Genomic DNA, 15,130 nt, shown 5'->3' with positions numbered 1-15,130 from the left:
TATCATACCGCCCATACCGCCATGTGAATATCCCCACCATGCCGCGACCGCTAGGGCAATGGCTGTGAAGATAAAGTCTAAATAAAAATGTCTCATGACACATCCTGTCTGGTTGCGTAAAGCTAAGGTTGGACTGTTATAGGCACAATCCATAAAAAAAGCGGTTATTGCTAACCGCTTTTTATGCATAAATTTAAGAGAAACATAAAGCATTATTGGCCGTTTGGCTATCAATAATTACAACTATTTTGCAACTATTTGCAACTGTCTATAGCGTACTTTTAATGGCATCAAGCTAACGACTGTCGATCACCAATAAAATGCTTATCATTAGTTTTACGCTGGTCGTAATTTGGTATTAAATAACAACGCCATATTGCTGACACATCGCTTGCAGACCGCCTGAATAACCTTGACCAACCGCGCGGAATTTCCATTCAGCATTATGACGATAGACTTCACCAAACACCATCGCAGTCTCGACAGAGTAATCTTCTGCTAAGTCAAAACGCACCACTTCAGCACCTGTTTCTTCATTGACGACGCGAATAAAGGCATTAGCAACTTGACCGAAGTTTTGGCTACGAGCGGCAGCATCATGAATAGTCACGGTCACGACAATTTTATCAACGTCAGCTGGAACTTGAGTCAGGTTTACTTTAACGACTTCATCATCACCATCGCCTTCGCCAGTACGGTTATCACCCGTATGCTCAACCGCGCCGTTGTCAGACTTAAGCTGATTATAGAAAATAAAATCATGGTCGCCGCGTACTTTGCCCGCGCTGCTGAGCAAGAAAACGCTAGCATCAAGATCGAACTCGGCACCAGAGGTTGCGCGCTCATCCCAGCCAAGACCGATGAGGAGCTTGGTTAGATTTGGGTCGGTTTTGGTGAGCGATAAATTACCGCCTTTATTCAATGATAAAGCCATGATATATCCTTGTTATTAGAGTAGGGTAAATTGCGATACTAAATATGTTTATTAGGTAGCGCTCTATCATAACAACAAAAAATGACCCAATCAAAGCCGATTGAGTCATTATTGTTTTAAAACGGTGATTGCTTTATTGACTAAAAAATAAGCGCCATCAAACTAAGTGCTTTTATAAAGGCGATTAAACAAATTATTCTCTAACTTGTGCTTTTAGTCTGTAGCAAGCTTAACGATGACGAATCTCAAAGCTTTGATGAATCGGTTTTTTAACATCAAAATCGAAACCAATAGTTTTTTGGGTAATATCGATAATATCGTAGCGCTCGGTCAGTTGTTCATCCAACTCAAAACGGGTAAAGTTATTAGAGAAGTATAAAACACCGTCAGCAGTCAAACGGTTCATCGCCCGATTAATAAGCGCGGTATGATCACGTTGAACATCAAAGGTACCTTGAAACTTTTTGGAGTTTGAAAAAGTTGGCGGATCAATAAAGATAATATCAAATTGCTCCGTATTGTCTTTAATCCACTCAAAGATATCGGCGGCAACGAATTGATATTTATTGCGACTGACATCTAGACCGTTAAGCACAAAATTCTGCTTGCCCCAATCGAGATAGTTTTGTGATAAATCAACACTAGTGACTTTTTTAGCGCCAGCCAGTGCCGCGTGTACACTCGCCGTACAAGTATAAGCAAATAAGTTTAGTACGGCTTTGCCACGACTGTTGTCTTTAATGCGCGCACGCATATTACGATGGTCAATAAAGAGCCCAGTATCGAGATAGTCGGTAAAGTTGACATAGAAGTACGCGCCATCTTCACGAGCGACATAAAACTTACCACGCTTTTCGGTATTACCTTGTTTGCTATATTGGTCATTACCTGATTGACGGGCGCGAGTCTTGATAAAGATTTGTTCACGGTTAATACCAAAGACTTCCCGAATACCCATTAGCGCCAGATTAAAGCGTTTTTTAGCGGTCTCAGGTGGAATGGTTTTTGGTGGCGCGTATTCTTGCACATGCACATAATCGCCATATAAATCGACAGCTACTTTGAAGTCGGGCAAATCAGCATTATAAACGCGTAAATTACTCACATTGTCTTTTTTAGCCAGCTTCTTCAGTTTGCCAAGATTTTTTTGCAAGCGGTTGATAAAGTCTTGTCCTTCTTCTACTTCAATCTCACGCTTTTCAAAGCGACTAACAAGATTACCCGTTTGCCCAGCAATCAACGTTCCATAACGAAAATAAACAGTGATAGCACCATTATGACAACGCAAGGTTTTTGGCTCTTTAATCGGTAAAATATCTACTTGCTCGACGTGAGAGGCTAATATGCCTAACATCGGCGTGATACCGCTACCCGCAAAGCTGTCTTGCAAAATAAGCCCAATCGCTTGGTATAAAGGTTTAATCATTTCTTCATCACCCAAACGCTCACCATAAGGGGGGTTGGTGATGATTAAAGGATTACTCAAGCGACCATCATCAACCAATGGTTTTAGGACGTTACTCAGTTGATCAAGGGCACGAGTTTCAATGTCTAGTAGCGGTAATAAATCTTGCAGACCAGCGGCAATTATATTCTTTTCTGTGGCAATGATGGCGCCACTATCGGCATCGAATCCTAAGATGAGCGGCAAGGTATCTGGCTGCTCATTAGCAATCTCCAATGCTTCGCGGAAGCGTGTCTGTGCATCATCGATCATCTGTTGCCACAGCGCATCATCATGATGCTGCCATTGGTAAAAACCAAACTGATTGGCCGCTTTATCGATACCCACTGCATAATCGCAATGCATGAGTAGCGCTTCAATGAGAAAGGTTCCTGAGCCACACATTGGGTCGATTAGCGCATTATAAAAAGGTGCATTACCCGCTTCGTTTTTCTTATGCCAGCCAGCGCTATAAAGTAGGGCCGCAGCTAAGTTCTCTTTTAACGGCGCTTCAGTCATCGCCACACGATAACCACGGCGATGCAAACTGGTGCCTGATAAATCTAGATATAGTTCAGCTTGCTTGTCGTTAACGGTCGCAAACACAGAAAAATCTGGGTTTTTACTATCAACATTAGGACGGCTGTCATAAACTTCGTTAAAAGTATCAGCAATCGCATCTTTGATACGTAGCATGGCAAACTGCTGACTGACCGCAACACGTTTATCGACAGACAGACGGATGGCAAAGGTTTGCTCTAAGCTGAATTGTTCCGTCCAATTGACCGATTTTGCCAAACCATAAAGCTGCTCAGCCACATCGTATTCGGTGTTGATGTTTTTGCGTTTAATGAGCATCAATACGCGAGATGCTACGCGCGACCAAAGGCAAATAGTATATAGATCACGCAAGGTACCCGTAACCGCAAGACGCCCCGTACTTTTAATTTCGCTTGCCATACCAAAACTTGTTAGCTCAGTCTGTAGCGGTACTTCAAGCCCATCGGCACAGGTGATAATAAGGTCAAGCGACAATGCTTGTGAAGGTGCTTGTGAAGATAGTTGCGAAGGTGTTATGGAAGAGGCGAGCGCGGTTGTTTCGGTCATACGGATACCTGTGGGCTAAATTGATAAATAATGCACATCATAAAATAAGATGTTTAACCGCTAATTTTACCATAATTCAATAGAATATGGTTTAAAGCGCTGATGTTTAAGATAACTAGGTGCAAAATGCTCATGTATAAAGCAGGGTGATTTACAAAAAATGGGCCTAGAAAATATGCTTAATAACATTACGGTATAAATGAGTCGCCAGCTATTAATCGCCTTTAGTGAGCTTGGGTTTTTCTTCTACTAGCTGAGTAGTTGTCGCAAACGGCTTGGTGGCAATCGGGTAATCAACGTCTTTTGGCATAAGTAGACGCATATGAGGGTAAGGGGTCGAGATATTAGCGGCATCAAAGGCGCGTTTGATATTCTCTCGTAAACCCTCTTTGATTTTTGGCATACGAGCAACCGCTGCTGGCTTGACCCAAAAGCGTACGATAAAAAATACGCCGTATTCTCCAATCTCTGCCACGGTCGCTGAAGTCTCAGGACGGTTAAGTACCACATCGCTATCAGTCAGCACTTGTAAAATCTCCTTACGCGCGGTATCGATATCATCTTCAAAAGCAATGCGCATCTGGATATCAAAGCGTATAAAGTTTTTGGAGGTTAGATTAATGACCACAGAAGAAGCAACATTCGAATTAGGTATGATGACTGTAATATTGTCTCGAGTTAAGACATGGGTAGTGCGCAAAGCGATAACCACGACGCGACCTTCATTGTCATTGATATTAACCCAATCACCCACTTGGAAAGACTGCTCAAGCAAAATAGTAATACCGGCAATAAAATTAGCAAGCGTTGATTGCGCAGCAAAACCTACTGCTAAACCGGCGATACCCAAACCTGCCACTAGCGAGACAATATCAAAACCAAATTGCGCCATGACGCTGGCAAGCCCTAACACTAAAAGTAGTACCGACAAGATATTTTTGAGTAGCTGCTCAATCGAGGCGTTCAGACCATAATGCTGTAAGACTTTATGAATAATTTGTCCAGATGATGTCCATAGCACGTAATATATCCCAGCCCAGGTACTTGCTTTGGCAGTCGCCTTGATAGTATCTGGCTCAAAATTAAGCTGACTCATAATGGCAATAAAGCTGGTCACTATCCAAATATAACGCAGTATTGAGCGGACAATTTTTGCGCGGCGCTCATTGAGACGAATTCGAGATTTACTTTTTTTGAGAATATAAATAGCAAGCCAATAAAAAAATCCCAATACCGCAAGCAGTATTAGGATTTTGATACCAGTACTCACCAATTCTACCGATTTAGATGACCAGTCCAATGTCCCTTCATCGATAGAGCCTCCAATAGCAAGATAAAGGCTAGTATGTAAGTCGCGAACAATCTCTTGAAAGAAGTCAGTAATACTAGCGATTGCCATTGTCTCATCCATGCAAAGTCTGGTTCTAAATTGACTAAGTTCTAAATTAACTAGGTTATAAAACTCTAATTATAAATTAGCTCAAATCGTTGATACAAATCAAGTCTAAATCTGGCTGACATGAGCGATAATGAACATTAAGCATACTATTTATAGTACAGCTTAGTAATCGATTAAGAGTTATCTTGCTGTGTGTCATTAGATTGGTAAGGTATCCTCATCATTTGCTGAACATCATGTAACGCGGTACGTAGACCTTCTAAAATAGTAGGATGATAAAAAGGCATATCAAGCATGTCCTTGATACTTAAATCATTGGTAATAGCCATCGCTAATATATGCCCGATATATTCCGCGTCAGGAGCAACCATGCTCGCGCCTAAGATTCTATCTGTTTTTTTGCAGCCATAAATATGCAACAGACCACAGTTGACACCCATCACCCGGCTGCGGCCCTGATTGTCAAAGCTCACTTTTCCAATGACATACTCAAGCTCTGAATCTTCTTGGATTTCGGGTAAAGACATGCCGACATTAACGATTTGTGGCGAGCAAAATACGATCGAAAATGGCGTGGCTGGTGGACGAATATAGGCGTCTTTCTTGTTGTCGCAGACCATGCTACCGGCACTAAAACCTTCATCGCTCGCTACATGTAGTAGTGGAAGATTGGCATTGGCATCGCCAACGATATAGACTTCTAAGTCACCGATTTTACCGGTTCTTTTATCGAGCTGCTTTGGACGATTTTTCTTATCAAGCTCAACGCCGAGATTTTCAACGCCCAACTCATCTATATTATTGCGGCGACCTGTGGCGACCAATACATACTCACCTTGCCACTGCTGTGACGCGCCAGCACTATCTTCATAGTCAATAAATGCGGCTGCACTGGCTGCATTGTCTCCATTTTCTTGGTGACCTTTTGCATTGTCCGCACTTGTTTGGCTACCGACATTGATGATCTTACTACCCAAATGCATGGTCAGTTCACGACTTAGGCAATCAATGGCTTTGTTGTTTATATCATCATCTTTTAAACCAGCAACTCGTTTGACTTGATTAAATAGAGTAACGTCAACGCCTAAGCGTGTGAAGGCTTGAGCAAGCTCTAAACCGATGGCACCTGCGCCAACCACCGCCATTGATTTTGGTAAATCAGCAAGCTCAAAGACGGTATCTGAGGTGAGTAACGTTTTGCCAAGCTTCTTTGCCCAGTCATCTGGAATAAAGGTTGAGCTGCCAGTGGCGACGATAATTTTCTCTGCTTCAATCAACTCATCGTTGACTTCGATAAGCCCTTGCTTATTAATATGAGCACGTCCGGCTATTTTGTTGTTTTCAGGCCAGCTATCCACTTGTTCTTTAATATAGCTGGCAAAATGACTGCGCTCAGCACGAACGCGTTCCATGACTTGCTTGCCATCTATCTGAGCGCTGGCATGAACGCCAAACTCGCTAGAATGATTGGTATCGTAAGCACGATCAGCCGCTGCAATCAGTAATTTACTCGGCATACAACCAATCTCAATGCAAGTGGTTGTCCAGAATCCATCATTAATGATAAGGGCGTCTTCTTTTATTTTTCTGGCTTGGCGAAAGGCATTCTGCCCAGCAGTGCCAGCACCAATAATCGCAACAGATACCTTGCGTGTCACTTTTTTATCATTACTATGATCAGATGCGCTATCAGGCTGTTTATTCATATTATTCTCAAATAAAAATGGTTTAATGATTGATTGGTGTTTTAGTGGTCGGCTCTATTTTGATGTCAATTTATTGATAGAATCCAACTTAAATAAAAAACTGACTATCAAAAGCACAATGAAAGAATATCAAAAAAAAAGTCTCGCAAAATTTCTCAACAAACTAGGGTGCTAGTATGGTTAATAAACGCTCTGTATAGTCTTTTGCTCGTAGATTGCGCTGCGCATGAGTGAGTATGCCATTTTTATCAAATACAAATGCTGAACGTACAAGACCCAAAGTAATTTTGCCATACATGTTTTTTTCTTTAATCACGTCAAAATATTGGCACAGTTTTTCATCACTATCACTGATAAGGGAGATATTAAGATGGTGTTTAGCAATGAAGTTTTCGTGAGATTCGACACTATCGCGTGAAACCCCAATGATGTCATAGCCTAAATCATCAAACTCATTAAGATGAGCGGTAAATTCTGTCGCTTGTGTGGTACAGCCAGGCGTATTGTCTTTTGGATAAAAATAAAGGATCAGTCCTTTACTCGTATTAGCCACGAGCTCTTTTAGACTAATGTCGTCATGGATAAAATTGCCATCTAGCTCGCGTACGATCGTAACTGGGAAATCAGGTAGGGTAATGGTTTCTGTGGTCGGCTTTGCCATCGTAAAATCCTTATTAGTTTTGGTTAAGCATATATTGTTGTTAGTGGTCTTATTATAGGCAGATTAGCAGATTAATAGAAATAAATACTCGGCTTTACACTTCACTTATGTATTAGCAACAAAAAAGACTGGCAATGACCAGTCTTTTGTATTTTCGAGCAATTATTGGTTAAGCAGGTTTTTGTGGCTGCTTTAAATCTAAACCAACAGTACATTGTTGCAAGTCTTTTTGCATTTTCTTCACATAAGGTAGGTTTGATGGGTCTTTTTTGTTTTGCGCGTAGCTTTCAATTTCCCACATTTGACCGATGGTCATATTGCTACGGACACCAATGGTGCAATCACAAAGTTTGGTTGCTGTGCTTTTGTCAGCCACTTTGTATTTGACCGCGCCGTTGACGCAGGTATTGATGTTACTCTGTTTAATATCGGCAGCATTTGCTTGTGGCATTGTAAACAAGGCGGCGAGAGCTAGGGGTAATACTGGCAACAACTTCATAAATATCCTCTTACGGGTGACGTCAATTTCTTAAATTTTATATTCACAGCAAAACTTGTTACTTTAATGAGTGCTTGTTTTTATATATTGAGCTATATAGCAGCACTCATATCTTGTGATAGGTTTATTCGTCCATACCATAGCAAGTATATTGCTTAAAATACAACGGCAGCGTGCTGTGTTAATGCAAGCGAATGTTTCGCGAATGTTTAATGGTCTTTATTTTAAGAGATTTACTCTTATTTTTTAAGACAACTATTTTTGCTATTAAGATTGATAATGGGTTGGATCAGCGATGCCTACTTGCGCAAAACCTTGACGGCGCAAAGCGCAACTGTCACAGACACCGCAGGCAAGACCCTTTGCATCTGCTTGATAACAAGAAATCGTCTGTCCATAATCGACTCCTAGCGATAGACCAAGCTCGATAGTTTTGGCTTTTGATAGTTGTTGCAGCGGTGTTTGAATCGATAAATGATGACCGGTCACGCCAGCTTTGGTAGCAAGGTTTGCCATATGTTGAAAGGCCGCAATGTACTCAGGACGGCAGTCAGGATAGCCTGAATAATCAACTGAGCTAACACCAATCACAATATGATTGGAGTCGGTCACTTCTGCCACTGCCAGCGCATAAGATAAAAATATGGTATTGCGCGCTGGTACATAAGTATTTGGAATGGCGTCGTTATCAATCTCATCATGCTTTTTATTAGGGAATTTATCGGCATCGCCATCAGGCACAATCATACTGTGGTCAGTTAGCGATGAGCCCCCAAGCTGGGCGATGTCGATATCAATGATTCTATGATTCACCTCTGCGGCGTCAGCGATGGCTTTGGCGGCGACAAGCTCACTATTATGACGTTGACCATAGTCAAAACTGACTGCTGTCACAGAGGCATAGCGTGCCTTTGCCCAATATAAACAAGTCACTGAATCAAGTCCGCCTGACAGTAGCACAACAGCATTTTGGCTCTTATGAAGTGCATTCAAGTCGGCAGTATTTTCTTGATTAGGGGAAGTGGTCTGTGGAGTAACGTTCGTCATAGTGGTATCTATTATTGGTTTACGAAAAACGCCTATTTTAGCAAAAATACGGCCATTACTGAACCTTAGAGACAGTATTAAAATAATATTAAAGCAATATTATAAAATCAGAAAAAATGCCTTATAAGCCGTCAGCCGTTATTTATCCATAAGGCAGGGTTTAGACGAATTTAGAGATTTAATACTATAATTTAATGTCATATTTTCAATCTGTTAGCAAATTTTGTTATAATCGCTGCTGCTTTAAAGTTCTGTTTCATTGAAAAGCAGCAATGCTAGGACATAGCCAGATATTGTTTTATCGCAACCATTTTTATATTAAATTGATTGATTTTTTATATTAAATCAATTTATTTCACATTTTTATAGTAAAACAATCCTTGTAAAGACATTGAGTAATTTATGAATGCAGCTACCTTGTTTACGCCACAAATCACGCCTCAGTTTGAAGATAGCTCTATGAATGCTGACTTGTACAGTTATGATTTGGAAGCTGATGTCGAGTCTGGTATAGATGAAATGCAATACGATGAGGGCGATGTTGATTCTACTGATGAGCAAGCTGCTGAAACCTTGACGGACGAGCAAGAATTGACTGAGTCTGCATACTTTCGCAAGTTACAAAAAAAGCTACGCCGCCAAGTATCATGGGCGATTCGTGATTTTAATATGATCGAAGACGGCGATGTGGTAATGGTTTGTGTCTCAGGCGGTAAAGACAGCTATACGTTGCTTGATATTCTTTTACTGCTAAAACGTATTGCACCGATTAATTTTGATGTCGTGGCGGTCAATCTTGACCAAAAGCAGCCAGGGTATCCTGAAGAAATTTTGCCAGCATATCTGAACGAGCAGGGCATCGCGCATTATATTTTAGAAAAAGATACTTATAGCATTGTTAAAAGTGTGGTGCCAGAAGGCAAAACCTATTGTTCGGCATGCTCACGCTTACGCCGTGGCTCACTGTATGGATTTGCCAAACAAATCGGCGCGACCAAGATTGCGCTAGGTCATCATCGCGACGATATGTTGGCGACTTTCTTTTTGAACTTATTTCATGGCGGTTCGCTGAAGTCTATGCCACCCAAGCTGCTTAGTGATGACAAGCAAAACATGCTCATCCGTCCGCTAGCCTATGTTGAAGAAAAGGACATTATTGAATATGCGCGCTTAAAAGAGTTTCCAATTATTCCATGTAATTTATGCGGCAGCCAAACCAACCTACAACGTGCGATTATCAATGATATGCTGCGCGAATGGGATGATGCGCACCCGCAGCGCTTAGCGTCTATTTTTAAAGCGATGCAAAATGTTGCTCCCTCGCAATTAGCAGATCGCGAGTTGTTCGACTTTGAGCGATTAAGTCTCGAGCGTGACGATAACGAGCGTTTATTTGAAGGCGATAATATTCAAGCTGGGCAAACAGAAAGGCTGGCCGAGATTGGATTACCGCTATCGCCAAAAACGCAGATATTCAATCCAAAATTTGCCAGTCATGATACGCAAGCAGAAAAGCACACTAAGACAGTCAACAGCAGCCAAACAACGCAAAAAATCCCAACGATTAATCCAATTATTTAACTTGTTGTTAGTTATATCTCTTTAGATTATCTCCATAAAAAAACCAGCTCATTATAGATTGATGGCTGGTTTTCTTATTTTAGCAATGTTTACTTTTAACCATATCAGCTTTTATCAAAGACAGGTAGCGGATTAAAGCTAACTTCTGAGCGCGGTAGTTTAGCGACATCTTGCATACGCCAGTCATCTTTACCATCATTACTGACCTGTAAATAATACTTCGCTTTTAAGGGGTCAATCTGCACTTGCGCGCTGTACTTATTACCTTCTTGGTGTTGTAGTACCACATCGCGATCTTTTTTGATGTCGGTTGCATGCGAGATAGATAAATCCAATGTATCAGGATAAGTTAGCGCCTCTCCATTAAGTAGCTTGCCTGTTTGCAAGCTTTTCTCAGGATAATTCAGATAAAAAGTAACATTACCAGCATCTGAAAACTGCATTTTACCGTGCAAGTCTAAATCATATGTCAGTTTATCACGTCCAACATCGTGATATAGCGTCTTGCCATCCATATACCAGTCGTCACGCACCACGCTATCACGAATTTGGTAAGAGTAATAAACAAACCAAATACAGGCAATAACCACAAAAGCTGGCATAGCAATCACAAAGATAATGACCATGTAGTTTTTATACCATGGTTGGCTATCTTGATGCTTAAAGTTCGGTGCTGGAGCAGACATAAAATACCTATTAGTAAATAGTAAAGTACTACTTAAATCTAGCAACTGATAAACCCACCATTAAAAGCTGCTAGACGAATGATAATCAATAATCGCAGCCAGTATAGCTTGATTTAAAAGATACTGCATCTGCTAAGTGCCTGATTTATCTAAAATTTAAGCGTTCAATAAACAAGCCATTAGCAGAATAAGTTGGAAGTTTTAATTAAACGTTACTGACCTTGAGTGGTAAAGATATTTTGCTTACTGACTTTATATTTACCATCTTCACTCACTACATTTAAAGTCACTGGCGTTTGACCTGATTCGATAATATCTGGATCACCATAAATACTGACGGACATATCGAAGCTTTCACCCGGCTCTAGCGGTACATCGTTAAAGCGCAGCTCTAAACTCATACCGTCTTGTGGCGCTAAAGTAATTTTATAAGTATGCGGCTCTTGTGTTTTATTGGTTAATTTCACGATATAGCTGTTTTCAATCATCCCTTGAGCATTGGTTGAGGACAACTGGTTACGGTCACGGCGAATATCAATCTCTAATGGCACACGATCCGATAAGGCGTAAATAACACCACCACATAACACTGCCAGTAGGGTCAGATAAGCGAAAAACCGCGGACTGAATACTCGGGTCTCTTCTTTTTCCACCAACTGCCGCTCCGTAGTATAACGAATCAGTCCTCGTGGATAGCCAACCTTGTCCATAATCTCATTACAGGCATCGACACAAGCCGCGCACTGTATACACGCTACTTGCAAGCCATCACGAATATCAATCCCAGTAGGGCAGACCTGCACACACATTAGGCATTCAATACAATCACCTAAGTCTTCAGGATTGGTGCCTTTTTTACGTGCGCCGCGAGGCTCACCGCGCTCATAATCGTAAGAGACAACCAGTGTATCTTTATCGAACATAACACTTTGAAAGCGGCCATAAGGACAGATTTGAATACACATCTGCTCACGCATATAGCCAGCATTAACATAAGTAGAAAAGGCAAAGATAAATATTGAAACCCATATCCACGTTGCCCAATCAGGAAAAGGTATAAATCCGATCATTTGCCAACTTTGATATAGGGCATCTGTGCCCGACACATAGCTGACGAAAGTAGTGGCCGTAATCATCGAGAATACAAACCAAATAAAATAAACCAAAAAGCGCTTAAAAGCTTTGCTGACGCTCATCGGCTCTTTATCGAACTTAATACGTTTGTTACGGTCGCCAATCACCAATTTCTCAGTGTATTGAAACATATGCGTCCAAATAGTCTGCGGACACGCATAGCCACACCATACCCGCCCTGCGTAAACGGTGACCATAAATAAAGTAAAAGCCGCAATGAGCGCAAATGCTGCAATAAAGTAGAAATCTTGGGTTAAAAAGGTCATCCCAAAAATATAGTAATGTTGCGATGGGACATCAAACCATATGGCTTGCCTACCGTTATAACGTATCCACGGTAGAATGAGGAACAGCGCCAAAAATGCATACATACTGATAATACGGATATTTTGATAAAATCCGGTGACAAATCTAGGATGAATACGTTTTTTGGTGGCGTTAAGATCGACTTCAATAACAGGAATTCGATTGGGTTGTGGTGCTGACATAAACTTGCCTCTTTAAGAAAAGAATCAGTCTGCTGGCATGGGTAACAAACACCTATTTTAAAAACAAGATGCGTAGACGTGCGGTGTTATCAATGTCAGTAAGTAGTGGAGTCGTACTGCAAATCTGAATACTATTTCAACTACCAAATGAGCGATCATATATAACGAATTATAATAGCGACTATTTTAGCATTCTCCTTAGTATAAATGGGGAGACAATCTAAAAAAACAATCATTATATGAATATAAATAGCGATAGATAGCCTATGGTTTACCTAGTCTGTAGTCTTAGCTATCAGAAAAAATTGATGATCAAAATTATCTGTTAATAATGGATACTGACGTTCTAATTAAATATCATTAACTCAATATATTGAGCAAAATTATTTCAATAAAAAAGGAGAACTGCAATGACAGTTCTCCTTTTTAAATATTAACTTCTTATGAGTTAGCAATCTAACAAAGTGCTACTAATTAGCAGTAGCCGCTGCGGGTGCTGCTGCTTTAGAAGCAGTGGCATTGGCAGGCATTGTTACTTTGGCTGTTTGCGCACCTCGGTCTGATAGCGAATAAACATAAGCAGCAAGTAACATAATACGCTCGTTACCTAACTTAGTTTCCCACTCAGGCATTACACCGGCGCGACCATAACGAAGGGTCTCACGGATAGTTTCGCGGTCACCACCATAAAGCCAAATATTATCAGTTAGATTAGGCGCACCTGTTGAAATCATACCTTTACCTTCTGGACCGTGACAAAGTACACAGTTAGTCGGTTCTTTAAATATGGTTTCACCTTGGGCAACTTTAGCTTGATCAAGATCATAACCAGGCTGATTGCCAGAGATAGACAGGACGTATTCTGCAGCCGCACGTACACCATCTTCACCGATTTGATCACGCCATGCTGTCATACCACCAACGCGACCTTTATGTAGTGTGGTCAAGATATTAGTAGCCTCACCACCATATAGCCAATCGTTATCAGTCAGGTTAGGATAGCCAGTTGCACCTTTAGCGTTAGAACCATGGCACACCGAGCAGTTCTGTAAGAATAAGCGGCTACCGACCTTTAAAGCATTCGGGTTTTCAGAAAGCTTTTCTACATAAGGCGCAAGTTCTGCCGTTTTCTCATCAATTTTGGTCTGTAAGTCTGCTGGTGGAGTCTCGCTGCGACGCAATGTTGCTTGCATCTCAGATAGGCTAGCCAAGGTTTTAGTGGCACCACTAGCATCCGCTTTTGCCAAAATATTCTGCTCAAAGTTATCCGTAAATACTTTGTTGTTGCTCTCAAGGTCACTATTCAACTCGTTGTGAGAGGTCCATGGCACGGTTTTGCCATCCACTTCTACGGTTGCAATACCATCCCAGTGTTTTGGAAACATAGCGGGGAAGAATACCCAATAGGCAACACCCCAAATGATTGAACCAAAAAATATCACTAGCCACCATTTAGGCAGCGGCTTGTCGTATTCCTGAATACCGTCATAAGTGTGACCTGTGGTACCGTCTTCTTCTACTTCTGGCTTATATTTCAATACCATTAGTAAAACACCGAGGATAAACGCCCAGCACATGAAACTCAGTACGGTAATCCAAGTACTCCAAAAAAATGTCATCGTTTATCCTTATTGCGCTGCTCTTCAGATAAGGCTTCTACATCCTCGTCATCAAGCGCAAGTTGTGCATCTTCTTCGAAGCGTTTTTTGTTTTTTGGCGAATACGCCCACCACGCCACACCTATAAAAGCTACGAAGGCAGAAACGGTTGCAATTGTTTGTAATTCACCAATACCCATTAGCGCTGTCCTTCCATTGCAGTACCTAATTGCTGTAAATAGGCAACCAAAGCATCAAGCTCAGTGGCACCAAGCACAGCATCTGGCGCTCCTTCGATATCTTCTTCAGTATAAGGAACCCCGAAGCGATCGCGGAATAGACGCATTTTGGTTTGAACGTTGGACCCATTAACTTCGTTGGTCGCAAGCCAAGGGAAACCAGGCATAACTGATTCAGGCACTAACGAACGTGGTGCGATAAGATGTTGTTTTTGCCAATCTTCAGAATAGCGTCCACCGACACGTGCTAGATCAGGTCCAGTACGTTTCGAGCCCCATAAGAATGGATGATCCCAGGTTGATTCTGCAGCACGTGAGTACGGCCCATAACGTTCAACTTCAGCACGTAGCGGACGAATCATTTGGGTATGACAAACGTGACAACCTTCACGAATATAGATGTCACGACCTTCAAATTCAAGCGCAGTCCACGGTTCCATAGCAGGAAGGGGAGCGTTCACCCCACCTTCTTCAGGACCCTTGTTATCATATATTAGCGGTACGATTTCAACTAGCGTTGCAAAACTAATAGCAATCACAATACCGATGACCAACAAGCCTGTATTTTTTTCAATAATTTCATGCGGTGTACCAGCCATGATCGCTC

13 protein-coding genes are annotated in these 15,130 nt (G+C 41.5%); 1 reads left to right on the top strand and 12 read right to left on the bottom strand.

From position 1 onward, the window contains the following. Positions 1-358: 358 nt before the first annotated feature. The 7 genes from EPB74_RS10970 to queC form a co-directional block, all read right to left on the bottom strand. The gene (locus EPB74_RS10970; RefSeq protein ID WP_079691291.1) at positions 359-934 is read right to left on the bottom strand and encodes a TerD family protein; all 576 of its coding nucleotides are present in this window, start codon (positions 932-934) and stop codon (positions 359-361) included. Between the two features lie 229 nt (positions 935-1,163). Continuing rightward, the gene (rlmKL, locus tag EPB74_RS10965) at positions 1,164-3,485 is read right to left on the bottom strand and encodes a bifunctional 23S rRNA (guanine(2069)-N(7))-methyltransferase RlmK/23S rRNA (guanine(2445)-N(2))-methyltransferase RlmL (protein WP_274904176.1); all 2,322 of its coding nucleotides are present in this window, start codon (positions 3,483-3,485) and stop codon (positions 1,164-1,166) included. A gap of 214 nt (positions 3,486-3,699) precedes the next feature. After that, positions 3,700-4,884, bottom strand: coding sequence for a mechanosensitive ion channel family protein (locus tag EPB74_RS10960; protein ID WP_254423120.1), 1,185 nt, complete (start codon positions 4,882-4,884; stop codon positions 3,700-3,702). A 173-nt stretch (positions 4,885-5,057) separates the two neighbouring features. Then, a complete protein-coding gene (locus EPB74_RS10955) occupies positions 5,058-6,590 on the bottom strand; it encodes a dihydrolipoyl dehydrogenase (RefSeq protein WP_274904175.1) in 1,533 nt (510 codons plus the stop codon). Positions 6,591-6,753: 163 nt separating this feature from the next. Beyond that, positions 6,754-7,251 carry a peroxiredoxin gene (locus EPB74_RS10950; protein WP_274904174.1) on the bottom strand — a complete coding sequence of 166 codons (498 nt, stop codon included), beginning with the start codon at positions 7,249-7,251 and terminating at the stop codon, positions 6,754-6,756. 169 nt (positions 7,252-7,420) lie between these two features. Further along, the gene (locus EPB74_RS10945; protein WP_274904173.1) at positions 7,421-7,750 is read right to left on the bottom strand and encodes a hypothetical protein; all 330 of its coding nucleotides are present in this window, start codon (positions 7,748-7,750) and stop codon (positions 7,421-7,423) included. A 267-nt stretch (positions 7,751-8,017) separates the two neighbouring features. After that, the gene (queC, locus tag EPB74_RS10940; RefSeq protein WP_089555007.1) at positions 8,018-8,797 is read right to left on the bottom strand and encodes a 7-cyano-7-deazaguanine synthase QueC; all 780 of its coding nucleotides are present in this window, start codon (positions 8,795-8,797) and stop codon (positions 8,018-8,020) included. 519 nt (positions 8,798-9,316) lie between these two features. Between queC and ttcA the strand changes: the two genes are divergently transcribed. Then, positions 9,317-10,378: a tRNA 2-thiocytidine(32) synthetase TtcA gene (gene ttcA / locus EPB74_RS10935; RefSeq protein ID WP_446740043.1), complete on the top strand. Its 1,062-nt coding sequence runs from the start codon at positions 9,317-9,319 to the stop codon at positions 10,376-10,378. A 104-nt stretch (positions 10,379-10,482) separates the two neighbouring features. On the opposite strand, the gene EPB74_RS10930 is transcribed toward ttcA, so the two are convergent. The 5 genes from EPB74_RS10930 to ccoO form a co-directional block, all read right to left on the bottom strand. Then, the gene (locus EPB74_RS10930) at positions 10,483-11,064 is read right to left on the bottom strand and encodes a FixH family protein (RefSeq protein ID WP_274904171.1); all 582 of its coding nucleotides are present in this window, start codon (positions 11,062-11,064) and stop codon (positions 10,483-10,485) included. A 212-nt stretch (positions 11,065-11,276) separates the two neighbouring features. Continuing rightward, the gene (gene ccoG / locus EPB74_RS10925; RefSeq protein ID WP_079691300.1) at positions 11,277-12,686 is read right to left on the bottom strand and encodes a cytochrome c oxidase accessory protein CcoG; all 1,410 of its coding nucleotides are present in this window, start codon (positions 12,684-12,686) and stop codon (positions 11,277-11,279) included. A gap of 470 nt (positions 12,687-13,156) precedes the next feature. Continuing rightward, the gene (ccoP, locus tag EPB74_RS10920) at positions 13,157-14,305 is read right to left on the bottom strand and encodes a cytochrome-c oxidase, cbb3-type subunit III (protein ID WP_274904170.1); all 1,149 of its coding nucleotides are present in this window, start codon (positions 14,303-14,305) and stop codon (positions 13,157-13,159) included. Next, complete coding sequence (locus tag EPB74_RS10915; protein WP_079691302.1) at positions 14,302-14,484, bottom strand: cbb3-type cytochrome oxidase subunit 3; 183 nt, start codon at positions 14,482-14,484, stop codon at positions 14,302-14,304. Before EPB74_RS10915 ends, ccoP begins: the two co-directional genes overlap by 4 nt. Next, positions 14,484-15,122: a cytochrome-c oxidase, cbb3-type subunit II gene (gene ccoO, locus EPB74_RS10910; RefSeq protein WP_079691303.1), complete on the bottom strand. Its 639-nt coding sequence runs from the start codon at positions 15,120-15,122 to the stop codon at positions 14,484-14,486. The genes EPB74_RS10915 and ccoO overlap by 1 nt, the downstream gene beginning before the upstream one ends. Positions 15,123-15,130: the final 8 nt, after the last annotated feature.

The organism is Psychrobacter sp. DAB_AL62B, assembly GCF_028895345.1.
Taxonomy (GTDB): Bacteria; Pseudomonadota; Gammaproteobacteria; order Pseudomonadales; family Moraxellaceae; genus Psychrobacter.
Note: the sequence above shows the minus strand (reverse complement) of the source record. Positions and strands in the feature narration are given on the sequence as shown.